Genomic DNA, 25437 nt, shown 5'->3' on the forward strand with positions numbered 1-25437 from the left:
CGCGCCCGGCGGCTCTCCGGCCTCGCGGGCTCAGGCCTGGTTGGGGCCGCGCATCGCCCGGATCGCCTGGCGCACGGCTTTCCAGTCCGCCGCCTCACTGTCCTTGCCGGCCGCTTCGCAGGCGCGCATTTTCTGCGCGGCCTCGGCTTCGGCCTTGTCGCCATGCGCGCTGTAGAGCGCGCGGGCATATTCAGCGGCTTTGATTGCATCCATGCGGATCGTCCTCCTGTGCTGGTGTCTCCCGTCAAGGGGCGCGCGTTTCCCGGGTACCCTGGGAGTATAGCGCATTTTGGCGATGCGCGCAGGGGAAGGGGAGGATTTGCGGGGTTTTGGTGCGGATATGCGGGCGCCGTCAGCGGGCGCAGGCGAAGACGGTGCTGCTGCAGAGCGAAGGGCCGTGGCTGACCTTGGGGAGGCGCATCGCGCCTTCCCGTGGGGAAGGTCAGGCGCGGCCCGGTCTTGCGGCCGGGCGGAGTGATTTCTCGACCTGTGTTTGCGGAAGCCCTTCTTGCATAAGTAGAATGCGGATTTGTTCTTTTCTTTCGATCAGGTTTTCATAACGGTCGCGTAGATCGGCATCCTCCCCGCTTAGCATCCAAAGCCCGCCGGCAAGACTGCCCCAAAGGGCGGTTTGGGCCAGCAGATGCAAAATTCCCTTGCGTTCAGTCGTGGGCAGGCCCGCGATGACAGCTTCCAGCCCGGAGATTTTGCTTTCCAGATCGGCAACCTTGGCATTGAGGCGGCCAATCTCTGCGCGCAGCTGATCTTCCGTTTCACTCGCAATGACCCCGTCGGTGGGGGCATCCTGAATTGTTGAATTCACTGCCAGCAGCAAAGCTGGCAAAGCCGCCAGAGGTTCCAAAGCTTCAGGGAGCGCATTGGCGCCGGTTTCCGCATGAAAGCGCTCAATACTGTGAGTGACTTGCGCAGCCAGGCCTTGCAGACTTGCGTAGGCAATAACTCGGTTTTCGAACAAGTGCCGTACGGACTTGGGTTCGTGCTTTGGGAACCTTTCCTTGTCTGACGGCGGCGCGTTGAATTCAGCCCTTATGCGTTCGATTTCGGCGGCGACGGCTTCGGGGCCTGATTTCCAGATGTCGTCGTCAATCAGGGCAACGCGGCGCTGTAGTTCCCAGTCGAGCGGTTTTCCGTCAAGAAAGCCCTGATACCATTCACGCCAGAAACTGTACTCCGCGGAGGATAGGTATCTTGCAAAAAGTAACTCGTCTCTAACCTTCGATTCCGGTTCTGGGCTGTCCAGCCACAAAGGGGTTTGGAAAACGTCCTGAGCCGCCGAGCTAAAGTCTTGCCAACTAAGCGCAAAAATCCGATCTTGCTCCTTCCAGTATGCCCCTTCTGCTTCGCGATCGAGGTATTGGTTTTGAACGAAGGCTTTATCAAGTTCATGGCTGCCAAGCGCTGCGGCGGAATCAACAAGTATTTTTTGCACTAAGTATTTGCTCGGCTTGGCTACCAACCTTGCGGCCAAGTGAGTTGTGGATTGTTGATGCTCCAGCGTCTCTTCGCGCCTGGAAAGTGATGATGTCAATGAATCAAGAATTTCAGGAGAGGGGAGTTTGCAGTAGACAACGGCTCTCAGCAAAAGTGCAGCTCTCGTCAGTAAGAACGTGTCGTTCTGATCGAATGAGGAGCTTAGGGTCACAATTAAGAAATTACGCAATGCGGCGCGCACAGCCACATTACAGCTCACAGAGATATCCCGGTAGGCGATTTCTTTGCGAAAGACTGACTGGTAGTCGGTATGTGTCACGTTATGAAGCCGTCATGTAAAATGGGGCTTGATCCGTGAACGTGCCACCTTGACCAAACCCCGAATCCAAATCATATGCCTCAGCATGACTGACCTCGCTCACATCCGCAATTTCTCCATCGTCGCCCATATCGACCATGGCAAATCCACCCTCGCTGACCGGCTCATCCAAGAGACCGGAACGGTGAAGGACCGCGATATGAAGGAACAGCTGCTCGACGCCATGGACATCGAGCGCGAGCGCGGGATCACCATCAAGGCCAACACCGTGCGCATCGACTATCAGGCCGATGACGGCGAGACCTATGTGCTGAACCTGATCGACACCCCCGGCCACGTCGACTTTGCCTATGAGGTCTCCCGCTCCATGCGCGCGGTTGAAGGCTCGCTGCTCGTGGTCGACTCGACCCAAGGGGTGGAGGCGCAGACGCTTGCCAACGTCTATCAGGCCATCGACGCGGATCATGAGATCGTCCCCGTCCTGAACAAGATCGACCTGCCCGCATCGGACTGCGACCGGGTGGCGGAGCAGATCGAAGATGTGATCGGTATTGATGCCACCGGCGCTATCCAGGTCTCTGCCAAGACCGGCCAGGGCATCCGCGAAACGCTGGAAAGCATTGTCCAGCACCTGCCCGCGCCCGAAGGCACCCGCGACGCGCCGCTCAAAGCGATGCTGGTGGACAGCTGGTACGACAGCTATCTCGGTGTGATCGTGCTGGTCCGCATCATGGACGGCGTCCTGAAGAAGGGCATGCGGGTCAAGTTCATGTCGAACAACACCCTGCACCACGTCGACCGCATCGGCGTGTTCCGCCCCGCCATGCAGGTGGTGGATGAGCTGGGGCCGGGCGAGATCGGCTTCCTCACCGCCTCGATCAAGCAGGTGCGCGACACCCGCGTCGGCGACACTATCACCAATGACCGCAATGGCACCGAAGAGGCGCTGCCGGGCTTCAAACCGGCCCAGCCAGTGGTGTTCTGCGGCCTCTTCCCGGTGGATTTAGCCGAGTTCGAAGACCTGCGCGACGCCATCGACAAGCTGGCCCTGAACGACGCCTCCTTCAGTTTTGAGATGGAAACCTCCGCCGCCCTCGGCTTCGGCTTCCGCTGCGGATTCCTTGGGCTTTTGCACCTGGAGGTGATCCGCGACCGGATCGAACGCGAATACAACATTGAGCTGATCACCACCGCGCCAAGCGTGATCTACCACGTCTACATGAAAGACGGGGAGATGATTGAGCTGCACAACCCCGCCGACATGCCCGACCCCTCCAAGGTCGGCCATATCGAGGAGCCGCGCATCAAGGCGACCATCCTGGTGCCGGACGACTACCTGGGCGACGTGCTGAAGCTCTGCCAGGACCGCCGCGGCATCCAGATGGACCTGTCCTACGCCGGCTCCCGCGCCATGGTGGTCTATGACCTGCCGCTGAACGAGGTGGTCTTCGATTTCTACGACCGCCTGAAATCGGTGACCAAGGGCTACGCCTCCTTCGACTACCAGATGACCGGCTACCGCGAGGACAACCTGGTCAAGATGTCTGTCTTGGTGAATGACGAGCCGGTCGATGCGCTCTCCACCATGGTCCACCGCGACCGGGCTGAGATGCGGGGCCGGGCAATGTGCGAAAAGCTGAAAGACCTCATTCCCCGCCACATGTTCAAGATCCCGATCCAGGCGGCCATCGGCGGCAAGGTGATCGCCCGCGAGACCCTGTCTGCCCTGCGCAAGGACGTGACCGCCAAATGCTACGGCGGCGACGCCACTCGGAAGCGCAAGCTGCTGGACAAGCAGAAAGCGGGCAAGAAGAAGATGCGCCAGTTCGGCAAGGTGGACATCCCGCAGGAGGCATTCATCTCGGCGCTCAAGATGGACTCTTGAATGTTGGATCTATCAGTGGTTGAGTGTGGCGGGGCTTCGGTCCCGCTTTTTTAATTTCTTGTGGGTTATAGTTTTGAAGAACAGGGGTTAAGAACTCGGTTTTGTGAGGCGCTTAACTTCTACTTGACTAACAGGCAGGTGGATTTTGGTGGAAATCGAAGGGGAGGGTTTTGTTACGGTAAAGTTCTCCGGAGTGCGCTTTGACGGAGGCAACTTACCTGTTTCATTACTCGACAACATTAAGTCGTACCAAGAAGTTCTCCTATTGTTGGCTGAGGAGGTTTGGAGAGAGCAGAATCCTGAAAGGAAGAAACTCCCCAAAAACTTTAAACGGAATTTGTCCCTATCTTTTTCGCATGTCCAAGATGGCAGCGCGGAAGCAGTGTTGCGTAGCGACGCATCAATAGATGCCGGGTTGCTTCCTGATGAGTATGCAATTGACTATCTAGCGCTTGCTCAGTCGCGGTTTCTTAAGGTCGCAAATGCAGCCAATGAGGATCGAAAAATTGAAGGCGTCCCACAGGCAGCGGTGGTTCACCTCAAGCGACTTCTTTCAGGTCTGAGAGAACAAGAGCAGATTGAAGTAATTTCACATAGCTCGTTCGACAGAAAAAGGAACCGAGCTCGGTTCTCTGACAGAACGTGTAACGCGCTGGTGGAGAGCGCTCAAGATAAATCTGTAGTCGAGGTTTCTGGTTTAGGGATCGTTCAGTCAATCCTGGATGCGACCGAAGAAATAGAAGTGTTATCCGAACACGGGAAGTTTAGGTATCCAGTTTCAAGAGAGGAAATTCGGTCGGGACAGTTTCCTATCGCGTCATTTATCGAGTTTTCAATCGAAGCGAAACTGCACCACAATGGGCACGTTCGGAGTGTTGAAGTTCCCAGAAGCGTAGAAAGGGTTGAAAAAAACTCGGAGTATTTAAGGTTATTCGAACGCCTCCAGCACATAGAGGGCCTGGTTGAGGGGTGGAAGAATGGAGTGGGGAGCGCGCCCTCGAAAAGAGCCTTGCAATGGGCGCGAGATTTGAGTGGTTTCATATGCTCAGTCTACACGCAGATTTCTACTTTTCCGGAGCTGGATGGAGGGATCAATATAGAGTTCTCAACTCGTGATATTGAAGTCCTTGTCATGTGTCGGGAAGAATATATTCGAATAGAGGCGTTCGATGAAACCGATGCGGACCCCGTAGAGCGTGTGTATTTTGGAATTTCTCCTAGGCTTCTGAAGGATTTGATCGACGTAAGGGAATTTATTTCGTGAGTGAAGACAAGATAGATGCATCTGAGCGACTTTTCAGGAACTTGCACCCAGACGACTATGATAACGGGCGAATAAATAGTTCAGCGTTCAATCCCTCACAGAACCATGATTTTAAACTTAGCACTGACAGATCCTCGATGATTGCCGCGCAAGAATCCTTTGATTTGTTTGTTTCATCCGGCCTCGAATCCATTGGCGTTTGCGGAGTGACTTGCAATGACTTCATATATGAATCCATTTCTTGCGCTCCTGATCCTATCCCCAACAACCCCGCTCATGCACTGGCGGATTATGCGCCTCATGGACCAAGTCAAAGAAGAAAAAAAGGCAGGAAACTCGCGAAGAGAGCCTTGGAGTATGGCTTTGATTATAGGCCCAAGTAGATTTTTTTCGGCTAATTCTTATGTGTTAAGGCCCGGTCGCCAGACCGGGCAGCGCCCGTCCCGTCCCCCACGGAGCGGGCGCTTCGCTTCCCACCCCGCCGGGCCGGGCGCTGCCCTCCGGGTGGGAAACTAACCTCACCACCCCGGCCAAAACCCGCCAACCCCCATGCGCCAACCTCCGCCGGTTCCGGCCTCCCACCACCCCTCCGGCTGAAAACCAACCGCAAAACTGCTATCCTCGCTCCAGCCAAACTTTCGGAGGATGGCCCCATGACACCCAAAACAGTGAAACTCACCACCCTGGCCGCGGCGCTGTGCCTGCTGGCCGCTCCGGCGCTCTCAGGCCAATGCCCGGCGGATATGGCCAAGATCGACGCGGCGATTGCCGCGGGCACCGATCTCAGCGAGGCCGATCTGGCCACGGTTCAGGAATTGCGCGACGAGGGCGAGGCCCTGCATGAGGGCGGCGATCATGCGTCCTCGGTCGCCATTCTGGCCGAAGCCAAGGCGATGCTGGGGATCGAATAGATCCGCAACAGAAAACGCCCGGCGGTCAGGCCGGGCGTTTCCCTCGAAAACCGCAAACCCCTACAGCGCGTCCTGCACGTCCTGCGCCGCGCCGCTGATCGCGTTGCCGGCCTTGGAAATATCGCGCCCCGCGCCCTTGGCGGTCTCGCAGGCTGCCAGCCCCAGCAGCATCAGCCCAACGGCAAAAATCCGGGTCATGTCAAAGGCTCCTTATGTCCGTTCATCCGTCTCTGTTCATCTGCCGGACTGTCTAGCAAGCCGCGGCGGGGCAGGCCAGCCGCTTCGCCGCGGCAGCAGCCTTGACGCATATCAAGGCCCGCCCGGCGCCCCCGGCCTAACCTGCCGCTGAACCGCAAAGGAGGGCAGAGACATGGACCTTTCCACCCGCAAACAGGCATTGGAGGCGCGCCGGGCAGAGCTGGCCGGGCATCTGACAGAGGTGGAGCACGCGCTGGATGCGCCGATGCCCAAGGACTGGGAGGACCGCTCCTCCGAGCGCCAGGGGGATGAGGTGCTGGAAAGCCTCGGCAAGGCAGAGCTGGATGAGCTGCGCGGCATTGACGCGGCGCTGGCGCGGATCCGGGCGGGGACCTATGGCGCTTGCGTGCGCTGCGGCGATCTGATTTCGGATGCGCGGCTGGACCTGCTGCCCGCGGCGCCGCTGTGCAAGACCTGCGCAGGCGCCGGCCCCGGCTGACCGGCCGTTTTCGGCTCAATCGCGGATTTACCAAAAGTTTGCAACTTATGGGGTAGTGCATTCCTTGTGAATCGCGAGTATCTTGATCTGGATCAAGGCTGCAGCCTTGCCCTTGCGGCAAGGTCCGCGAAAATTGAGCTGGAGGGTATGGACAATGGACTTTTCCGCCAGAAAACAATCGCTTGAGGTGCGCCGGACGGAGCTGGCGGGGGTGCTTTCCCACGCCGGGCTGGCGCCGGCAGCAGAGCTGCGCGGAGCTGGGACTGGAACCGGGATCGAAGCCGGGTCTGCGCTGGCATCACGGGCTGCGGTCCCGGCCCGCGCCGGGCTCGAGGAGCTGCGCCGGATTGATGCCGCCTTGGCGCGTTTGCGCGAGGGGTCGTATGGCTATTGCCAGATCTGCGGCGATGACATGGGCGACGACTGGCTGGACCAGCGCCCGGCCTCTCCTTTCTGCAAAAGCTGCGCGCTTTAACGGGCGTCTTCACAGGAAGCATTCCGGCAGCCGGCCGCCCGCGGGGCGCGCCGGCTGTTCGGCGTGCCGGCGCCGTGCAGTTGCCCCGCTGCAGCGCTGCACTACTTTAGGTATTCGCGCAAAAGGCCCCGTTGCCGTGGTGCCCGGGATATGTCACAACCTGCCTGACCGACTGAACAAATGAGTTTAGCAGATGCCAGAATTCACTGAGCGCCGCCGCATGATGGTGGACACCCAGATCCGCCCGTCGGATGTCACCAAATACCCGATCATTGATGCGATGCTGGCGGTTCCGCGCGAACAGTTCGTGCCGGATTCCCAGCGCGAGGCGGCCTATGCCGACCAGAATGTGGACCTGGGACAGGGCCGGGTGCTGGTGGAGCCGCGCACCCTGGCCAAGATGCTGGATGCGGTGGATCTGCAGAACGACGAACTGGTGCTCGATGTGGCCTGCGGGCTGGGCTACTCCACCGCGGTGGCCGCCCGGGTGGCGCAGATGGTGATCGGCGTCGAGGAAGACGAGGACATGGCAAACGACGCGCAGGCGCTGCTGTCGGAAACCGGCGCGGACAATGCAATCGTCCACACCGGCCCGCTGGCCGAAGGCGCGGCAGAGCATGGCCCTTATGACGTGATCCTGGTGCAGGGCGGGGCCGGGGAACTGCCCGCGGCGCTGCTGGACCAGCTCAAGGACGGCGGCCGGATCGCCGCGCTGATGATGACCGGCGCCCTGGGCGAGGTGAAAATCGGCTACAAAAGCGGCGGCCAGCTGTCCTGGCGCTTTGCGTTCAACGCCAGCGCCCCGGTGCTGCCGGGCTTTGCCGCGGCCCGCGAATTTGCGCTCTGACCTTTTGGGGCAGGCCGCGCAGCAGCCGGTCCGGCCGGCTGCGTGAACAGGACTGAGGCCGGGCGCCCTGTGCGGGGCGGCCGGAATGCATAAAACAAAAACCGCGGCTGGCGGCGCGGCAAAAGATAAGGCAACCGATGCGAATGAAATTTCCGGCGAGTGTGTTTAAAGCTTTTGTTTTTGCCGGCGGCGTGGCCGCCACCGTGCTGGTGCCGCTGAAGGCCGCGGCTGACAACCTGTCCGATGCAATGATCGGCGCCTATAAGACCAGCGGCCTGCTGGAGCAGAACCGGGCGCTGCTGCGCGCCGCGGACGAGGATGTGGCGATTGCGGTGTCCCGCCTGCGGCCGCTGATCGAATGGACCATCACCGCCAGCCATACCTATTCCCGCGGCACCAACAGCCTGGGCGCGTTCAGCGAAAACACCAGCAATGACCTGGCGACCCAGCTGCAGCTGACCCAGCTGCTTTATGACGGCGGTGAAACCCGGCTGCGCAAACTGGCCGCCCAGGAACTGGTGCTGGCCGCCCGCCAGCAGCTGCTCAGCATCGAGCAGCAGGTGCTGTTCAACGCCGTGCAGGCCTATGTCGGCGTGCTGCAGGCGCAGGAAAACGTCGCCCTGCGCCGCAACAACCTGCGCCTGCTGCAGGAAGAGCTGAAGGCCGCCCAGGACCGGTTCGAAGTGGGCGAGGTGACCCGCACCGATGTCGCCCTGGCCGAAAGCCGGGTGGCGGCGGCGCGCGCCAACCTGACCGATGCCGAAGGCACCCTGCTGACCAGCCGCGCCACCTATCTGCAGGTTGTCGGCAACGTGCCGGGCGCCATTGCAGGCCAGCCGCGGCTGCCGTCCCGCGCGGTCTCGATCGACCAGGCGCAATCCATCGCGGTGCGCAACCAGCCGGACCTGCTGGGCCAGCAGCACGCGGTCAAATCCGCCGATTACCTGGTGGCCGCCGCCGCCAAGGCGCTGGGGCCAAGCGTCAGCTTCCGCGCCACTGCAGGCCTCAGCGAGGATGTGAACGACGGCACCGGCGTCAGCTCGGACGCCTCCGCCTCGGTTATCCTGTCGCAGGAGCTTTATGCCGGCGGGCGCAATGCAGCGACCCGGCGCCGGGCAATTGCCAGCGCGGACGCAGAGCGCGGTGCGCTGATCAACACCCAGCGCGCCGTGCGCCAGAACGTCAGCGCCGCCTATTTCAACGTGGAAACCGCGCGCGCCACCCTGATTTCCGCCAATGAGCGCGTCCGCGCCTCCAAGGTCGCCTTTGACGGCATCCGCGAAGAGGCCACCCTGGGCGCCCGCACCACGCTGGATGTTCTGCAAGCAGAGCAGGAGTACCTGGACGCGCAGACCGAACAGGTCAACTCGCGCGCAAGCCAGGCCACTGCCGCCTATCAGCTGCTGCAGGCACAGGGTCTGCTGACCGCCGAACACCTGGGCCTTGCGGTGGAAATCTATGACCCCACGCTCTACTACAACCTGGTCAAGGACGCGCCCGCTCAGCACAGCAAGCGCGGCAAGGATCTGGACCGGGTGCTCAAGGCCTTGGGGCGGAACTGACAATTCATCCTATCTGTTGTGCGGTGACGGGAAGGCCGTTACACTCTGACTCAAGAGGCAAGAGTGGTTTATAAAATGTCCGACCCAGTTACCCATGCTGAGATTGAAGATGTATTGTCCTCGATCCGCCGCCTGGTGAGCGAAGACACCCGCGGCGAACCTGCAGCACCGGAACCTGCCGCCCGGCTGGTTCTGACACCCGCCCTGCGGGTGCAGGAGACGGAACCTGAGGTTGCAGAGCCTGACATTGCGGAACCTGAGCAGGGTTTTGCGGAGCCTGACCAGGACAGTGCAGGGGCAGGGGCGGATCCATTGGCCGTGCCGCAGGATCAGACCGCCGAGGCCCCGGTAGACCCCGCAACCGCTTTGCAGTTCGAACATCCCATTGCCTTCCGGCACCATCGCATCAGCCAGCCAGAAGCAGAAGCAGAAGCAGAAGCAGAAGCAGAAGCAGAAGCAGAAGCTGAGCCTGAGCCTGAGGCCGGACCTGCAGTCCCGGAAACCGCTGAATTCGATCCAGCGGCAGAGGACGCGCAGCCTCAGAATTGGGACGTTGCGCCGCAAACTGCGGCGGCTGAACCGCGTGTGGAGGCCGAAGCACCTGCTGAGGAGGAGGAGCTGAGGGCTGAACCGTCTGCGGCCGCCGCGCAGGCACCCTGGGCGGACCCGGCTGCTACGCTTTTTGCCGCTGCAGCAGGCGCCGCGCCGGACAGCGCGCCAGCGGGCAGCGCAACGGACGAACCCGCGGCAGACACCGCGGACCGCGGGACCGCAGGCGCCCGCGCGGCATCTGTGGTGCGCAAGATCGCTGAGCTGGAGGCCCGCGGCAGCCGCAGCCAGGAGGACGCGCCCCAGCATTGGGAACCGGACAGCAAGACCGAGGGCCCCTTTGCCAGCGCAGCTGCCGACACCACCATCGCCTGGCAGGATGAGCCCGCTGCAGCCCCCCGTGCTGCCAAAGCGGCGCAGGACGGCGGTGCCAGCCAGGCGCCGGAGCCGGGCGTCAACGACGGCGATGCGATACCCCGCGCAGAAGACGTGGCAGAGGCTGCCTTTACCGGCGCCGCGCTGGAGGCGCTTGGTGAGGGCGGCGACAGCTATCTGGACGAGGACAGCCTGCGCGATCTGGTCGCCTCCATCGTCCGCGAGGAACTGCAGGGCCCCTTGGGCGAGCGCATCACCCGCAACGTGCGCAAACTGGTCCGCCGCGAAATCCACCGCGCCCTGGCTGCCCACGATCTGCTTTGATCCGGGCCGGGGCGGGATCAGGTTTCCGCTTCCGGCTCAAGAGAATAAGGGGGAGGAGCCTCCCCCTTTCCCAATTCCCTTCGCAGCCGGATGCCTATGGCGGACAAGCTTCCGCATCAAGGACGCTGCGCGCCAGCAAATCTGGCAAATCCTAGACGCAGAACCCTGTCCGCCATCTGACGGCATCAGCGAAGGCGCCGGAGAAAGGGGAAGGCGGCCCGCCCCGCGGCTGCGGTCAGGCCCGCACCGGTTGCGCCAGCACCAGCAGCTGATCCAGGTCCATGTAACGCTCCAGGTGATCGGCCAGCGCGTCCAGGGTGGCGTCGACCCCGTCTTCGTAACCGGCCAGGCTTTCATGCCCCAGCGATGCCAGCACGCTGGCGCGGAAGGCGTCTGCGGAAAACAGACCGTGCAGGTAGGAACCCTTGACGCGCCCATCAGCTGAGGCCGCGCCTTCCGGGCGGCCATCAATGCTCAGCCAGGCCCGCGCGCAATCGGCACCTGTGGTGCGGCCCATGTGGATCTCATAGCCGCTGACAGCCAGGTTGCCGTCGCGGGTCACTGCCTCGGTCAGCGTCACCCGCTTTTCGCCGGCCATAACCGTGTGCACATCCAAGAGGCCAAGGCCGTCAACCTTGCCGGGCCGCCCGTCGACACCTTCGGGGTCGTCAATGGTCTTGCCCAGCATCTGATAGCCGCCGCACAGGCCCAGCACATGGCCGCCGCGGCGGTGGTGCGCCAGGATGTCGATGTCCCAGCCCTGCGCACGCAGGTAGTTGAGGTCGCCGATGGTCGACTTGCTGCCGGGCAGGATCACCAGATCCGCATCGCCGGGCAGGGCGCGCCCCGGCGGCACGATCTCTACCGTCACTTCCGGCTCGGCGGCCAGCGGGTCCAGATCGTCGAAATTCGCCATCCGCTCCAGCTGCGGCACCACCACCTTGCAGGCGCCGCCCTGGCGCGAGGCGATATCCATCATGTCCTCGGCCGGCAGCTTCCAGGCATCCCAGAACCACGGCACCACCCCCAGGCTGGGCCAGCCGGTGCGCGCGGCAATGTCGTCGCGGCCGCCGTCAAACAGGCTCAGGTCGCCGCGGAAGCGGTTGACCATGAAGCCGACAACCCGCTCCAGATCCTGCGGTTCCAGCACCGCATGGGTGCCGACGATCTGTGCAATCACCCCGCCGCGGTGGATGTCGCCGGCAATCACCACCGGCACCTCTGCCGCGCAGGCAAAGCCCATATTGGCAATATCGTTCTTGCGCAGGTTGGTCTCAGCGGGTGATCCTGCGCCCTCGATCAGCACCAGATCGGCATCGGCTGCCAGCCGGTGAAAGCTCTCCAGCGCCGCCTCCAGCAGGCCGGACTTGTCACGCATGAACGACCCCGCGCCTTGGGTGCCGCGGCGCTTGCCCTGCACGATCACCTGGGCGCCGGTATCCGTCTCAGGCTTCAAAAGCACCGGGTTCATATCGGTATGGGGCACGCGCATCGCAGCCCGCGCCTGCAGCGCCTGCGCCCGGCCGATTTCCCCGCCCTCGGGCGTGACGGCGGCGTTGTTGGACATGTTCTGCGGCTTGAACGGCGCCACCTTCAGCCCGCGCCGCACATAGGCGCGTGCCAGCCCCGCCACCAAAAGCGACTTGCCGACATTGCTGCCGGTGCCCTGGATCATGATTGCGCGTGCCATCAACCGCTCCCTGCCTGTGCCCCGCCGTTCTGGGGCCTGCATAGCAGGTTAGACGCCCCCGTCCATGGGGGCTGTGCCGCAAGCGTCCCGCAGGCGCCGCCGCGCGACAGGCTGACGCCGCGGAAAGCCCCAGCGCGCAAAAGAAAAACGCGCCCCATTGGGACGCGCTTTTCGAAACTGCAGGCAGAGGCTCTTAGGCGGCTTCAGCCTGCGCAGCGTTGCGGCGTTCGCTTTCTTCACGCGACAGCGCAACCGAGGTCCGCACACCGCGGCCCACAAAGTCCATCAGGCCTTCCACAACCCGTTCGTTCGGGTCGATACCGGCGCAGGACAGCACTTCGCGGCCATCGCGCGAGCGTGCCCAGCGGGCGATCTGTTCCGGGCCATTGCCGTATTTCTTGTCGTCGGCGATGGCATCATCCAGTGCGGCCAGGACAACCGCAGCAAACAGTTTGCGGGCACGGTTGCCTTGCTCGTTATTATAAGCGGTGCCGTCTACGAAATCTCGCATCTCGTATCCCTTGTTGTTCTTGCTATTGCAATTTTCGGCGTAGCGCTGCTTATGGCGGAATTGTGACGATTCGGATAGAGCGCAGATGCATAGCTTTCATGCAAATTGCGCATACCTTATTCACTCATCTTCCACACTATATCCTTGTCTTGCCAGCGCTCAGCCCGCCAGATATAGGGTCTTGCAAATTATCATCAACCATCTGAAAGGCATTTTCCCATGCCCAAGATCAACGGCAACGAAATCCGTCCCGGCAATGTGCTGGAACATAATGGCGGCCTTTGGGCAGCGGTGAAGGTCGACCACGTCAAGCCCGGCAAGGGCGGCGCATTCGCCCAGGTCGAGATGCGCAACCTGCGCAACGGCTCCAAGCTCAATGAACGCTTCCGTTCCGCAGACAAGGTGGAGCGCGTCCGCCTGGAGCAGAAAGACCAGCAGTTCCTTTATGAGAGCGACGGCATGCTGGTGTTCATGGACGCCGAGACCTATGAGCAGATCGAACTGCCTGCGGAACTGCTGGGCGACCGCCGCCCGTTCCTGCAGGACGGCATGACCATCGTGGTTGAATTCTACGAATCCGAGGCGTTGAACGCGACCGTGCCGCAGAAAGTCACCTGCAAGATCGTCGAGACCGAGCCGGTCGTTAAGGGCCAGACCGCGGCCAACTCCTTCAAGCCCGCGATCCTGGACAACGGCGTCAAGGTGATGGTGCCGCCGTTTGTCGGCCAGGACGAGATGATCGTGGTGAACACCGAGACCATGGAATACTCCGAGCGCGCCTGAACAGGGCTGCGTCCCGGAAGACGGAAAAGCCGCCCTCCCTCGGGGGCGGCTTTTTCTGTATCTGCGCGGCGCCCAAGACTTTTCAGAAAAGTCTTGGCAAAAGTTTTCACAAAACTTTTGCGCGGGCTGCCCAATGGATCACCCGGCAGGCAGCGTCAGGCTGAAGCCGCATTCATCCATCATCTTGCCATAGGCCGCAGTAAACCCGCTGAGCGAGGCCTCGTAGAACATGTCGCTGCCCGACCAGATCTCCACCCAGCGGCCCTGTCTCATCGCCTGCAGCATTGGCAGGTGATCCCGGAACTGCAGCACGCTTTCCGCCTCCGCCAGGCCTTCTTCATTGATCCAGGCGTTGATCCCGGCTGCGATGGAAAACGTCCGGTCGAAGTCAAAGATGAAATCCACCGTGCCGCCCTGCTGCATCAGCGTCGGGTAATGGCGCGGCGCATATTCCTGCACCCTGGCCATCGGGTAGAAGGCGGGCGGGCCGGCATCGCCGGAAAACACCTCCAGCATTAACAGCGGATCGCCATCGCCGCCGGTCCAGGCGCGGCAGGCCGTATAGCTGTCCTGCTCCGTCTCATGCGGTTCGGTGGCGGCGTGCCAGTCCTTGAAACTCCAGTAGCCCGCCCAGGCAGGAGAGGCCGCCAGCACGGCGAAGCAAGCTGCAAACATCAGACGCATCAACTACCCTTTCAGCAAGTCCGGCGGAAACCCTAACGCAATCACGTGAACAGAGGCTTGTCAGAAGCCCAGCACCTCCAGCCGCGCCTCCACCATGCCGCGATAGCCGCTGCCGAACAGCCGCAGATGCACCAGCGCGGGCCACAGCTGATAGAGGGGGCGGCGCGCCTCGTGTCCCGGCTCCAGCGCACCGTATGTGCTGTGAAACGCGGCAGGCGGCGCGCCAAACAGATGCAGCATTGCCAGATCCACCTCGGCGTCGCCCCAGTAACAGGCCGGGTCGATCAGATAGGCGGCGGGTCCGCTGAACAGCACATTGCCGCTCCACAGATCGCCATGCAGCAGGGCGGCAGGCGGTGCTGCGGGCAGCAGTTCAGGCAGGCGCTTGCACAAGGCCTCAACCCGCAGCCGCAGGTCGCGGGGCAGGGCGTCCGGGGCTGCCAGCAGGCGGCGGCTGGCCCAGAACTCCGCCCAGTTTTCCAGTGGCGTGTTGGGGATCGCCACCGGGCCAAAGGCATAACCCTCCGCCCAGCCATAGTGCGGCCCGGTTGCGGAATGCAGCTGCCGCAGCGAATGCCCCAGCGCCTGCCAGCCTGCGGCGCCGGCCGCGGTCTCCTCCAGCGCTTCCATCAGCAGCACCTGACCGGCGGCGCCCAGAACCTCGGGCGCAGGCGCGCCCGCGTCCCGGATCGCGCGCAGCATCGCAGCCTCCACCGCAACCAGCGGGCCGGTCTTGGCCACCACGTGGCGGCCGTCCGTCAGCTCCAGAAGCTGAACCTCCGATAGATCGCCGCCATGGAGCGGGCGGGCGCGCAAAACCTCGGCGCCCAGCAGGGACAGAACGGTGTCGTTCAGCCCGCTCACGCGTGCCAGGTGACGCGGGCGTCCCCGGCCTGCATCTCCCCCTTGGCGCGGTCAAACCGCAGATAGGCAATGCCTTTGCCGTCCGACTGGGTGAACAGCGTGCCCACGGGTTTGCCGCCTGCGGTGATCTCCGTCCCCACCGGCGCCGCGCCCTCGACCTCTACCGTGCGCAGCCCCTTGCGCAGTTCGGTCTTGTGCTTCATCCGCGCGGTCACCTCCTGGCCGACATAGCAGCCCTTGCGGAAATCAACCCCGTTCAGCGCCTCGAACCCGGCCTCCAGGATATAGCTCTCCGGCCCCAGCTCGACGCCTGTTTCGGGGATGCAGTGCGCCACCCGGATCGCGTCCCAGTCGCTGCCGTCATCACCGCCCTCAGCCCCATAAAGCCGCCAGCCCATATCCGCGTGGCGCGGATCAGCCAGCGCGCCCTCCGGCCTCTCCCCGGTGCCGCGTTTTACCTGCAGCTCCGTCATCTCCACCTGCACATCGGCGCGCAGCCGGTACATGTTCAGCCGCTTCATCAGCCCCTCGGCCAAGGACGCCTCCACATCCAGCAGCACCGCATCGCCGTCGGCGGCCAAAAAGAAATCCGCGATGTATTTGCCCTGCGGCGTCAGCAGCGCCGCATAGACCAGCCCCGCCTCCAGCCGGTCCACATTGCTGGTGACAAGCCCCTGCAGGAAGCTCTTGGCGTCGCTGCCACTCAGGCGCAGGATGCGGCGGTCGGTCATCTGGTCTCTCCAAAGGCGTTTCACTGCTTGGCCCAGTGATATAGGAAGCAGGGCGGAAGAAAACAGCAAATCCGACTCAAGGAGCCCCCATGCCCGCGCCGGTCAGCATCGTGATCCCCACCCTGAACGCGGCTGAGGAGCTGCCCGCCACGCTGGAGCATCTGATGGAAGGGCTGGCAGCCGGGCTGATCCGCGAACTGGTGGTGAGCGACGGCGGCTCCACCGACGCCACCCGCGCCATTGCTGAAGCGGCGGGCGCCGAATGGATCAGCGGCGCGCCCTCGCGCGGCGGCCAGCTGCGCCGGGGCTGCGCGGCAGCGCAGGGCGGGTGGCTGCTGGTGCTGCACGCCGACACCCATCTGCAGCCGGGCTGGGCCGCATCGGCGGCGCAGCATCTGGCAGAGGGGCAGGGCAGCCCTGCCTGTTTCCGCCTGAAATTCAGGGCGCGCGGGCTGATGCCCGCCTGGGTGGCTGGCTGGGCCAACCTGCGCACACACCTGTTCCGGCTGCCTTACGGCGACCAGGGGCTGCTGATCCGCCGCGAAACTTATGAGGCCGCGGGTGGCTACCCGGACCAGCTGCTGATGGAGGACGTGGCGTTGGTGCGCTGCCTCGGCACCATAACGCTGCTGCCCTGCGCGGCACTGACCAGCGCCGCGCGCTACCAGCGCGCAGGCTGGCTGCGGCGCGGCACGCGCAACCTTTGGACGCTGATGCGGTATTTTCTGGGGGTAAAGCCGGAAACCCTGGCAAAGTCCTACAGCAAGTAACTGTTTTGCCCGGCCCTCAGCATGAAACGGAATCCGTTTAGCCAAACACCTTCTTCGCAAAGCGGCGGAACCAGCGTTCCTTGCCGCGCCGGGCGCCGCCGGGCACCTGCTCCGCCTGGGCTGCAATGCCCGCGGTATCCACCACCGTCTTGCCGTCCTGGAATTGCAGCCGGTAAAGATCGGCATAAAGCCCGCCGCGCGCCAGCAGCTCGTCATGGCTGCCCTGATCCACCACCTGGCCGCGGTCCATCACCACGATCTTGTCGGCATTGCGGATCGTCGACAGCCTATGCGCAATCACCAGCGTGGTGCGTCCGCCCGCCAGCCTGTCCAGCGCCTTCTGCACCACCTTCTCGGACTGCGCATCCAGGGCTGAGGTCGCCTCGTCCAGCAGCAGCACCGGCGTGTTGCGCAGCAAGGCCCGCGCAATCACCACCCGCTGCCGCTGGCCCCCCGACAGGGCAGAGCCGCGCGGCCCCACCCGTGTCTCCAGCCCGTGTTCCAGCTTGGGCAGGAAATCCGCCACATGCGAGGCCTCCAAGGCGGCCTGCAGTTCCTCGTCGCTCACATCGGTGCGGCCCAGCACGATGTTCTCGCGCAGGGTCTCGTCAAACAGCATCGCATCCTGGGTGACGACCGAAAACAGCCCGCGCAGATCGGCGGTGTTCAGGTCGCGCACCTCAACACCGCCCACGGTGACAGAGCCCGCCTGCGGGTCCACCATCCGGGTCAGCAGGTTGAAGATCGTCGATTTGCCGGCCCCCGACGCACCCACCAGCGCGGTGGTCTTGCCAGCCTCCGCCTCCAGCCCCAGCCCGTTCAGGATCTGCGCATCGCCATAGCTCAGGTCCACCGCCTCAAGCCGGATCGCGGGCAGGCCCTGCGGCGCCGGTTTCGGCTCCTCCGGCTCGCTCAGCAGGATCGGCGCGTCCAGCAGTTCCTTGATCCGCTCCAGCGCCGCCGCCGCGCCCTGCCACACGCCTGAAATATTGGCCAGCCGCCGCATCGGCTCAAACGACAGCCCGATCGAGGTGAAGAAGCTCATGAACTGGCCGACGGTCTTTTCGCCCGCAATGATCTCGTTGCCGCCATAAAGCAGCACCGCCATGAAGCCGACACCGGCCATAATGTCGGTCATGCCCGAAATCGAGGAGGTGCCAAAGGCCGCCTTGACCTCGGATTTGACAAATTCGTCCTGCCGCTCGCCAAAGCGGCGGGTCTGATACTCTTCCAGCCGGTTCAGCTTGACCGGCACGATGCCGTGGAAAATCTCGTCCAGCCTTGTGGCCAGATCAGCGCCCAAATCGCGGGCGCGCGACGCCTTCTTGCGCACATAGCGCTGGATGGTGGAGATCGGCAGCAACAGCACCGGCACCCCGATCAGCAGGATCAGCGTCCAGCGCCAGTCGATGCTGAAGGCCACGCCCAGCACCGCCACCAGTGCCACCAGATCACGGCCCGCGCCGGTGATCACCGCCTGCCAAACCGCATTGATCGCGCCCACGTCGCTTTGCACCCGCTGCAGCAGCAGCCCCGGCGGGTGCTGCTGGTGAAACGCCGGGTCCTGGCGGATCAGGCGGGCCAGCATGTCCTTGCGCAGATGCGCGGCAGAGGTCTGCGACACCTTGCTCAGCAGCACCTTCTGGGTGACGCTGGAGACGCCGCGCAGGGTGAAGATCGCCAGGAACGCCAGGCTGACCCAGACCAGCGCATTTGTGTTGCCCGCAACAAACACCAGGTCGAACATCGGCTGCATCATATAGCCAAGCGCGCCCATGGTGGCGCCCTCCACCAGCATGAAGACCACGGCAATGCCCAGCAGACCGATGTAGTGGCGCAGGTATCCGCGCCACAGCCAGCCGAACAGCTCTTTTGAGGACTTGTGCGGTTTCTGGCTCATCTCGGCGCTTTCCGGCGGGAAATTCGTGTCATTGCGGGCCTTTCCCTGTCGTTCCAGCGCCATTTAAGCAGCTGGGGGGCAGGGCGCAAGCACTTCGCCGTGACCCTGCGTCAGCGGGAATTGACCCTGCGCCGCTGCCGGCTACTGTGCCGCCATGGATCAACTGCGGCGGCTTTCTTCCCGCCCGCGCCGCAAGGAACATCAGACATGAGCGGATCACTGAACGTATCGGCAGGCCGGCCCTATCTGGCGATCCCGGGCCCGTCGGTTGTGCCCGATCAGGTGCTGCAGGCCATGCACCGCCCGTCGCCCAACATCTATGCCGGCGAGCTGGTAGAGATGACCGCCGCCCTGATCCCGGACCTGCGCCGGGTGGCGCGCACGGATCATCACGCGGCGATCTATATCGCCAACGGCCACGGCGCCTGGGAGGCGGCGCTGCAGAACACCCTGCAGCCCGGCGACCGCGTTCTGGTCCCCGCCTCGGGCCGCTTTGCCATCGGCTGGTCGGAAATGGCCCAGGGGCTGGGGATCGAAACCGAGGTGCTCGATTTCGGCACCAGCGCCCCCTGGGACATGGGCCGCATCGCCGAAGCGCTTACCGCTGACACGGGCCACCGCATCAAGGCAGTGCTGGGCGTGCATGTTGACACTTCCAGCTCGATCCGCAACGACATCGCGGCCCTGCGCCGCCTGCTGGATGCGGCAGGCCACCCGGCGCTGCTGATGGCCGATTGCATCGCCTCTTTGGGCTGCGAGCAATTCGAGATGGACGATTGGGGCGTCGACGTGATGGTCACCGCCAGCCAGAAGGGGCTGATGATGCCGCCTGGTATCAGCTTCGTGTTCTTCAACGACCGTGCCGCCGCGGCGCGGGCCGCATTGCCGCGCATCAGCCGCTACTGGGATTGGGAACCGCGCGCCAACCCGGAGGAGTTCTACCAGTATTTCGGCGGCACCGCGCCCACCCATCACCTCTATGGCCTGCGCGCGGCGCTCGATATGATCCACGGCGAAGGCATTGAAAACACGTGGGAACGCCACGCTCATCTGGCCCGCGCCATCTGGGCCGCCTGCGAGGCCTGGGGCGCGGACGGCCCGCTGCGGATGAATGTGGCGGACCGGTCTTTGCGCTCCCACGCGGTCACCGCACTGCACATCGGCGCGCCGGATGGCACCCGGCTGCGCGGCTGGGTGGAGCAGAACCTGGGCCTGACCCTGGGCATCGGCCTTGGCATGGCGGCCCCAAAAAGCCCGGAATGGCACGGCTATTTCCGGCTGGGCCACATGGGCCATGTGAACGGTCAGATGGTGATGGGTCTTCTGGGCGGCATTGAAACCGGCCTCACCGGGCTGGACATCCCGCACGGATCAGGCGCGCTGGAGGCCGCTGCGCACGTCCTGGCGGGCCGCTGAATGCTGGCGCGCCATTGAATACCAGCGGGCCGCTGAGGCCCCGTTTGCAAAAGCCGCCCCCGTCTGCAAAACCCGGCTCCCGTTTGCAGCGCCGGGCGTGCGCGGGCGTCACGCCTTTTGCGAATTCAGGCGGATTTCCAGCCTGGTGATGAGATGGTTGATCAGCACCGCCAGCACCAGCACGGGCACCAGCCCGTAAATCACCCAGACCACAAAGAAGATCCACATCAGGTTGATCCCGGCAAACATGATGGCAGCGGTAAAGAAATCCGGCATTGCGTCCGGCAGTTCAGGGTCACGCATGACAATTCTCCCGGTGTTACCCTTTGATGGTAGCCCGGAAGGGGTGAATGTCCGGTAAAACTGCCGCGATCACAGCGCCTGCCGGCAGGTTTCAGCCGCCGCCCTCAGCCCGCCCGCGCTGCGGCCAGCGCCTGCGGCAGCGCCGCGGCAAAGGCGTCCAGCTCCGCCTCCGGCCCGCAGCTCACCCTTATGCAGCGGTTCTGCGGCGCGGCAAAGGGCATCCGCACAAAGATCCCCTGATCTACCAGCCCCTCCAGCACCATCTTGGCAAAGGCCCCGTCCCGGCCGCAGTCGATTGCCACGAAATTGGTGGCAGAGGGCAGGGCGGCCAGCCCGTTCTCTGCCGCAATTTCTGCAATCCGCACCCGCGCAGCCTCAATCTGCGCCAGCACCTTTGCCAGCCAGTCCTGATCCTGCAGCGCCGCCAGCGCCCCCGCCTGCGCCGCCCGGTTCATGCCAAAGTGATTGCGCACCTTGTTGAAGGCGGCAATCAGCTCCGGATGGCCGATGGCATAGCCCGCCCGCGCGCCCGCCATGCCATACGCCTTGGAAAAGGTCCGCATCCGGATCACCCGCGCATCATCGGCACTGATGGGCGCGGCGGTGCCCTCCGGCGCGCATTCCACATAGGCCTCGTCCAGCAGCAGCAGGCAGCCATCGGGCAGATGGTTCAGCGCCGCGGCAATCTCCGCGCCCTGGTGCCAGCTGCCCATCGGGTTGTCCGGATTGGCCAGATAGACGATCTTGGCATCCACCTCAGCCGCCCTGGCAAACAGCGCCTCAAAATCCTCGCGGTCGTCCTTGTAAGACACCGTGTGGATCACCCCGCCAAAGCCCGCCGCATGGTAGTTGAAGGTCGGGTACGCCCCCAGCGACGTGACCACCGCATCGCCCGGCCCAACCAGCAGCCGCAGCAGATAGCCCAGCAGCCCGTCAATGCCTTCGCCCACGATGATATGCGCCGGGCTCACCCCGTGATGACCCGCCAGCGCCTGGCGCAGCTCATGGCTCTCCGGGTCGCCGTATTTCCAGATCTCTGCCGAGGCCTGCGCCATCGCTTCCAGCGCCCGGGGCGAGGGGCCGAAGATATTCTCATTTGCCCCCAGCCGCGCGGCAAACGCCGCGCCGCGGGCGCGCTCCTGTGTCTCGGGGCCGACAAACGGCACGGTGGCGGGCAGGGATTGCGCAAGCGGGGTGTAGCGGGGACCAGTCATGGCGGCAGATAACCCCAAGCCGCCAGGCGGAGCAAGGCTTGCGTCCCGCCCGCTGCCTGCGCAGTCTGCCCCCAGTTCAACAAGGATTCTTTCATGCGCATTGCCCTGGCCCTGCCGGCCGCCGCCCTCGGCTACCTCCTGTTCTGGCCGGTGCCGGTCGAGCCCATCGCATACACCCCGCCCGAGGCCCCCGGCTTCACTGGCGCCTACGCGGAAAACAATGCGCTGGACGCGGCCGGGCTGGTCCATCTGCCGGAGGGAGACTTGGGGCCGGAGGACATCGCCCGAACCCCGGACGGCGCCATCTACACCACCAGCCTCGCAGGCAATCTCTACCGCATCGACGGGGCTGAGCCGGTGCTGGCGGACAGTCTCGGCGGCCGCCCGCTGGGGCTCAGGGGCGGCCCGGACGGCGCGCTTTATATCGCCGACAGCTTCCGCGGCATCCTGCGCTGGTCCGGCCCCGGCAGGCTGGAGGTGGTGGCGGACAGCGTGGGCGGCGCCCCGATCGTCTATGCCAACCAGCTGGATGTCGCCCGCGACGGCACCGTCTATTTCTCCAACTCGTCGGACCGCTTCGACCCGGAAACCCTGGGCGGCACCAAGCCAACTTCGATCTTGACGATCTGGGAGCAGTCAAACACCGGCTATGTGGCGCGGATCAAACCGGACGGCACCGTGGAAAAAATCGCCACCGGCTTTGTCTACACCAATGGCATTGCCCTCTCGCCGGACGAAGACTTCCTGCTGATCAACGAAACAGGCCGCGCCCGCGTCCACCGGCTCTGGCTCAAAGGGCCGCGCGCGGGCGAGCAGGAGCTGTTCCTCGATAACCTCCCCGGCTACCCCGACAATCTGGAGGCCCAGGGCGACGGCACCTATTGGCTCGCCTTCGCCAGCCCGCGGGTGCCGTCGGAAAAACTGATGCCTTACCCGTTTTTGCGCAAAATCATCTGGCGCCTCGGCCCGATGGTGCGCCCGGCGCCCATCCACCGCGGCATGATCATCCAGGTCGACGGGCAGGGCAACGTGCTGCGCACGCTGCAGGACCCGGACGGGCGCCTCGGCGTCACCACCGGCGGCAGGGTGATGGACAGGCAGCTCTACATCATGACCCTCGACTCGCCGTTCTTCGCCCGGATGCCGCTGCAGCCCAGACCCTGACCCCGCGCCCCTGACCTCAGGTAGGGCTGGCATGTCCGCCGCTTCCGGGGCAGGCTGGGCCTAAAGCGGACCAGGGGGAGCAGCCATGAAGAAAGTCACCACCGGCTACAAGGACCACATCGCCTATGTGACGCTGGCCCGCCCGGACAAGCACAACGCGCTTGATGAGGAGATGATCGAGGCGATCATCGCCGCAGGCCAGGAGGTGGCCGCCTCGGACGCCCGCGCAGTGGTGCTCTCGGGCGCCGGCAAGAGCTTCTGCGCGGGCCTCGACATGGCGGCACTGGCCGGCTTTGCGCAGCGCGACCTCAGCACTCTGCTCATGGAGCGCACCCACGAAGACGCCAATGCCTTCCAGGAGGTGGCGATGATCTGGCGGCGGCTGCCCATGCCGGTGATCGCAGCCCTCCACGGCGCCTGTTTCGGCGGCGGGTTGCAGATCGCGCTGGGCGCCGACATCCGCATTGCCCACCCCGACACGCAGCTCTCGGTGATGGAGATGAAATGGGGCCTGATCCCTGATATGGGCGGCATGGCGCTCTTGCCGCGGCTGCTGCGCTCCGACGTGCTGCGCCGCCTCACCTGGACGGCTGAGAAGGTGGCGGCCCAGCAGGCGCTGGACTGGGGGCTGGTCACCGAACTGGCAGGCAGCCCGCTCAGCCGCGCCAATGCGCTGGCCCAGGAAATCGCCGCCCAAAGCCCCTCTGCCGTGCGCGCCGCCAAACGGCTGATCGCCTATGCCGAAAGCGGTGCCGCCCAGGCCGATGTGCTGCTGGCCGAAAGCGCCGAACAGCTGGATCTGATCGGCAAGCCCGACCAGATCGAGGCGGTGGCAGCAGGGCTGCAGAAACGCCCGCCCGATTTCGGCTGACGCGCACCGCCGGGCTTCTTTCTGGTCAAAAATACTCATTGCCCCGCATCCCGCGGGTGGCACGGCCGGCGGCTGCGGACGCCGTCCGGGCACCGGCGGTTTCCTGCCGGCAGGCGGCCCGAAACCGCAACAGCGGAATTTCGCCAAATTCTCCGTAAATCCGCCGATGCAGGCGGGAAACCGCCGCCGCCCGGCAGAATGATGCCGCGTAAAACCAGCAGAAACCGGCGTTAACCATTTGGCAACATCTGGGGGCGAAACCTGCCTTCAGGAGGGCGCAAATCAGGCCAATTCAGCAATTGGACCCTGTCGCCGGGCAGGCCGCAACGGCCCCCGGATGGCTGTTTGCACCCTTGTGTAACGCAATAGAACCGGCCGGGGCACAACCGTCCCCTGCCGGGCTTCAGAAAGGAGTGAGGCTGATGCATCTGGTGCGCAAGAAATGGTTTATCCTGTTTGAAAGCGGCGGCCTCTTGTCCCGGACCGGAGACAGGATCACCTATTTTTATGACGAAGCGCTCAGCTTTGGCGACCGCGAGGAGGCGCAGCGCTATCTGGCTTCCAATGAAAACAGGGTCAGCTGCACCGGCATCCGCCCCTCTCTGACCGAAGCGGCGTGAGCGGATGGCTGGAGGCCCGCGGCCGGCCCCGCCCGGCCGAGGCGCAGATGCCTAGCTCGGCGCGCTGGCTGATTGCCTTTTGCGGGGTGCTGATCTCCGCCTCGGCGCTGATCTTCTGGGCCTGGCTTGGCGGTGCAGGCCAGGCGCCGGAGGATCAGCCCGGCTGGTTCACCCTCACGGCGCTGCGCTTTTTCTGGCTGCCGTTTCTCAGCGGTGCGGGGCTGGTGCTGGCGGTCTGCTGCGCCGGGCGCAACGGCCGCTGATCCAACGAAAAAGGCCGCGCCCTTGTGTCGGCGCGGCCTTCTAAAATCGCAGTCTGCGGCCCCTTACAGCGAGGCGTCGTAGATCTTGGAGATATTGGCCCCCAGGGCGGCGTCATATTCTGCGTCGGACATCGACACGTTCAGCCCTTCGGTCAGCGCGCGGCTGAAGGAGGCGATCATCTTGGCGTTTTGCGCCAGGCGCGCGCAGGCGTCGTCAGTGGTATAGCCGCCCGACAGCGCCACAACCCGCACCACATTGGCGTGATCGGCCAGATCGTCGTACAGGCCCGCTTTGGTCGGGATGGTCAGCTTCAGCGCCACTTTGCTGTCCGCCGGCAGGGCATCCAGCTGCGCCTTGATCTCGGCCTTCAGCAGCTCCTCGGCCTCGGCTTTGGTGGCGGAATTGATGTCCACTTCCGGCTCGATGATCGGCACCAGGCCTGCCGCAACGATCTGCTGGCCCACTTCGAACTGCTGGGCGACAACCGCCTTGATTCCTTCTGCGTTTGCTTCCTTGACGACCGAACGCATCTTGGTGCCAAAGATGCCTTTGCCGTTGGCACGCTCCAGCAGCGCGTCCAGTTCCGGCATCGGCTTCATCATCTGCACGCCGTTGGCCTCATCGGCCAGGCCCTTGTCGACCTTCAGGAACGGCACCACGCCGCAGTTGCCCCACAGGAAATCCGCGGTCGGCTTGCCTTCGATCTCGCCGTCCATGGTCTTCTCGAACAGGATTGCCCCCAGGATGCGCTCCTTGCCAAAGCTCGGCGAGGTGATGATGCGGGTGCGCATCTTGTGGATCTCGGCGAACATCTCGTCGTCACCTGAATAGGCGTCCTCGTTCACGCCATAAAGCGCCAGCGCCTTCGGGGTCGAGCCGCCGGACTGGTCCAGCGCGGCAATGAAGCCCTTGCCAGCGGCGATGCGGTCGAGTTGTTCCTGATGTACAGAAGCGTCTTTGGCCATAATGCGTCACTCTTCTTTGGAATGGTC

General features: G+C 63.9%; 27 protein-coding genes. 15 read left to right on the top strand and 12 right to left on the bottom strand.

Annotated features, from left to right (window positions below; all coding sequences use genetic code 11):
* Positions 1-30: 30 nt before the first annotated feature.
* Both ACXAEK_RS11525 and ACXAEK_RS11530 read right to left on the bottom strand, forming a co-directional pair.
* A complete protein-coding gene (locus tag ACXAEK_RS11525; protein ID WP_475042046.1) occupies positions 31-213 on the bottom strand; it encodes a hypothetical protein in 183 nt (60 codons plus the stop codon).
* 229 nt (positions 214-442) lie between these two features.
* Positions 443-1771, bottom strand: coding sequence for a hypothetical protein (locus ACXAEK_RS11530; protein ID WP_475042047.1), 1329 nt, complete (start codon positions 1769-1771; stop codon positions 443-445).
* 85 nt (positions 1772-1856) lie between these two features.
* On the opposite strand from ACXAEK_RS11530, the gene lepA reads away from it, so the two are divergent.
* From lepA to ACXAEK_RS11545, 3 genes are all read left to right on the top strand, one after another.
* The gene (lepA, locus tag ACXAEK_RS11535) at positions 1857-3656 is read left to right on the top strand and encodes a translation elongation factor 4 (RefSeq protein WP_475042048.1); all 1800 of its coding nucleotides are present in this window, start codon (positions 1857-1859) and stop codon (positions 3654-3656) included.
* Positions 3657-3804: 148 nt separating this feature from the next.
* Complete coding sequence (locus ACXAEK_RS11540; protein ID WP_475042050.1) at positions 3805-4920, top strand: hypothetical protein; 1116 nt, start codon at positions 3805-3807, stop codon at positions 4918-4920.
* 653 nt (positions 4921-5573) lie between these two features.
* Positions 5574-5831, top strand: a complete 258-nt coding sequence (locus tag ACXAEK_RS11545; RefSeq protein WP_475042051.1) for a hypothetical protein — start codon at positions 5574-5576, stop codon at positions 5829-5831.
* 60 nt (positions 5832-5891) lie between these two features.
* Here ACXAEK_RS11545 and ACXAEK_RS11550 read toward each other — a convergent pair whose 3' ends face one another.
* Positions 5892-6029, bottom strand: a complete 138-nt coding sequence (locus ACXAEK_RS11550; RefSeq protein ID WP_475042052.1) for an entericidin A/B family lipoprotein — start codon at positions 6027-6029, stop codon at positions 5892-5894.
* A 172-nt stretch (positions 6030-6201) separates the two neighbouring features.
* Between ACXAEK_RS11550 and ACXAEK_RS11555 the strand changes: the two genes are divergently transcribed.
* From ACXAEK_RS11555 to ACXAEK_RS11575, 5 genes are all read left to right on the top strand, one after another.
* Entirely contained in the window at positions 6202-6528 is a 327-nt protein-coding gene (locus ACXAEK_RS11555) for a TraR/DksA family transcriptional regulator (protein ID WP_475042054.1), read from the top strand.
* A 154-nt stretch (positions 6529-6682) separates the two neighbouring features.
* Complete coding sequence (locus ACXAEK_RS11560) at positions 6683-7003, top strand: TraR/DksA family transcriptional regulator (protein WP_475042055.1); 321 nt, start codon at positions 6683-6685, stop codon at positions 7001-7003.
* Between the two features lie 193 nt (positions 7004-7196).
* On the top strand, positions 7197-7850 hold the full coding sequence (locus ACXAEK_RS11565) for a protein-L-isoaspartate O-methyltransferase family protein (RefSeq protein ID WP_475042057.1): 654 nt from the start codon (positions 7197-7199) through the stop codon (positions 7848-7850).
* Positions 7851-7987: 137 nt separating this feature from the next.
* On the top strand, positions 7988-9412 hold the full coding sequence (locus ACXAEK_RS11570; protein ID WP_475042058.1) for a TolC family outer membrane protein: 1425 nt from the start codon (positions 7988-7990) through the stop codon (positions 9410-9412).
* A gap of 75 nt (positions 9413-9487) precedes the next feature.
* Positions 9488-10660 carry a hypothetical protein gene (locus ACXAEK_RS11575; RefSeq protein ID WP_475042059.1) on the top strand — a complete coding sequence of 391 codons (1173 nt, stop codon included), beginning with the start codon at positions 9488-9490 and terminating at the stop codon, positions 10658-10660.
* 235 nt (positions 10661-10895) lie between these two features.
* Here the strand turns inward: ACXAEK_RS11575 and ACXAEK_RS11580 are convergent, their stop codons facing one another.
* On the bottom strand, positions 10896-12350 hold the full coding sequence (locus ACXAEK_RS11580; RefSeq protein ID WP_475042061.1) for a cobyric acid synthase: 1455 nt from the start codon (positions 12348-12350) through the stop codon (positions 10896-10898).
* Between the two features lie 193 nt (positions 12351-12543).
* On the bottom strand, positions 12544-12861 hold the full coding sequence (locus tag ACXAEK_RS11585; RefSeq protein ID WP_008556013.1) for a DUF6280 family protein: 318 nt from the start codon (positions 12859-12861) through the stop codon (positions 12544-12546).
* 219 nt (positions 12862-13080) lie between these two features.
* Between ACXAEK_RS11585 and efp the strand changes: the two genes are divergently transcribed.
* Positions 13081-13644, top strand: a complete 564-nt coding sequence (gene efp / locus ACXAEK_RS11590) for an elongation factor P (protein WP_065270015.1) — start codon at positions 13081-13083, stop codon at positions 13642-13644.
* Positions 13645-13782: 138 nt separating this feature from the next.
* On the opposite strand, the gene ACXAEK_RS11595 is transcribed toward efp, so the two are convergent.
* The 3 genes from ACXAEK_RS11595 to ygfZ all read right to left on the bottom strand — a co-directional run bounded on the left by ACXAEK_RS11595 (position 13783) and on the right by ygfZ (position 15923).
* Positions 13783-14319 carry a hypothetical protein gene (locus ACXAEK_RS11595; protein ID WP_475042062.1) on the bottom strand — a complete coding sequence of 179 codons (537 nt, stop codon included), beginning with the start codon at positions 14317-14319 and terminating at the stop codon, positions 13783-13785.
* Positions 14320-14388: 69 nt separating this feature from the next.
* Positions 14389-15192, bottom strand: a complete 804-nt coding sequence (locus tag ACXAEK_RS11600) for a fructosamine kinase family protein (RefSeq protein ID WP_475042064.1) — start codon at positions 15190-15192, stop codon at positions 14389-14391.
* Positions 15189-15923 (bottom strand): CAF17-like 4Fe-4S cluster assembly/insertion protein YgfZ, encoded by a 735-nt coding sequence (gene ygfZ / locus ACXAEK_RS11605; RefSeq protein WP_475042066.1) that lies wholly within the window; start codon positions 15921-15923, stop codon positions 15189-15191. The genes ACXAEK_RS11600 and ygfZ overlap by 4 nt, the downstream gene beginning before the upstream one ends.
* An 89-nt stretch (positions 15924-16012) precedes the next feature.
* Here ygfZ and ACXAEK_RS11610 point away from each other — a divergent pair, with 89 nt between their 5' ends.
* Entirely contained in the window at positions 16013-16693 is a 681-nt protein-coding gene (locus ACXAEK_RS11610; protein ID WP_475042067.1) for a TIGR04283 family arsenosugar biosynthesis glycosyltransferase, read from the top strand.
* A 37-nt stretch (positions 16694-16730) separates the two neighbouring features.
* Here ACXAEK_RS11610 and ACXAEK_RS11615 read toward each other — a convergent pair whose 3' ends face one another.
* Positions 16731-18593 (bottom strand): ABC transporter ATP-binding protein, encoded by a 1863-nt coding sequence (locus tag ACXAEK_RS11615; RefSeq protein WP_475045251.1) that lies wholly within the window; start codon positions 18591-18593, stop codon positions 16731-16733.
* 207 nt (positions 18594-18800) lie between these two features.
* Here ACXAEK_RS11615 and ACXAEK_RS11620 point away from each other — a divergent pair, with 207 nt between their 5' ends.
* Positions 18801-20009, top strand: coding sequence for a pyridoxal-phosphate-dependent aminotransferase family protein (locus ACXAEK_RS11620; RefSeq protein ID WP_475042069.1), 1209 nt, complete (start codon positions 18801-18803; stop codon positions 20007-20009).
* A gap of 108 nt (positions 20010-20117) precedes the next feature.
* On the opposite strand, the gene ACXAEK_RS11625 is transcribed toward ACXAEK_RS11620, so the two are convergent.
* Positions 20118-20312 (bottom strand): histidinol phosphate aminotransferase, encoded by a 195-nt coding sequence (locus ACXAEK_RS11625; RefSeq protein WP_475042071.1) that lies wholly within the window; start codon positions 20310-20312, stop codon positions 20118-20120.
* 104 nt (positions 20313-20416) lie between these two features.
* Positions 20417-21526: a pyridoxal phosphate-dependent aminotransferase gene (locus ACXAEK_RS11630; RefSeq protein WP_475042072.1), complete on the bottom strand. Its 1110-nt coding sequence runs from the start codon at positions 21524-21526 to the stop codon at positions 20417-20419.
* 93 nt (positions 21527-21619) lie between these two features.
* On the opposite strand from ACXAEK_RS11630, the gene ACXAEK_RS11635 reads away from it, so the two are divergent.
* From ACXAEK_RS11635 to ACXAEK_RS11650, 4 genes are all read left to right on the top strand, one after another.
* On the top strand, positions 21620-22690 hold the full coding sequence (locus ACXAEK_RS11635) for an SMP-30/gluconolactonase/LRE family protein (protein ID WP_475042073.1): 1071 nt from the start codon (positions 21620-21622) through the stop codon (positions 22688-22690).
* 85 nt (positions 22691-22775) lie between these two features.
* Entirely contained in the window at positions 22776-23561 is a 786-nt protein-coding gene (locus ACXAEK_RS11640; protein WP_475042075.1) for a crotonase/enoyl-CoA hydratase family protein, read from the top strand.
* A gap of 422 nt (positions 23562-23983) precedes the next feature.
* A complete protein-coding gene (locus tag ACXAEK_RS11645) occupies positions 23984-24181 on the top strand; it encodes a hypothetical protein (RefSeq protein ID WP_475042077.1) in 198 nt (65 codons plus the stop codon).
* The gene (locus tag ACXAEK_RS11650; protein ID WP_475042079.1) at positions 24178-24444 is read left to right on the top strand and encodes a hypothetical protein; all 267 of its coding nucleotides are present in this window, start codon (positions 24178-24180) and stop codon (positions 24442-24444) included. The genes ACXAEK_RS11645 and ACXAEK_RS11650 overlap by 4 nt, the downstream gene beginning before the upstream one ends.
* A 63-nt stretch (positions 24445-24507) precedes the next feature.
* Here the strand turns inward: ACXAEK_RS11650 and ACXAEK_RS11655 are convergent, their stop codons facing one another.
* Positions 24508-25410, bottom strand: coding sequence for a fructose bisphosphate aldolase (locus ACXAEK_RS11655; RefSeq protein ID WP_475042081.1), 903 nt, complete (start codon positions 25408-25410; stop codon positions 24508-24510).
* Positions 25411-25437 lie beyond the last annotated feature (27 nt).

Source organism: Leisingera sp. ABM4_101 (genome assembly GCF_056158725.1).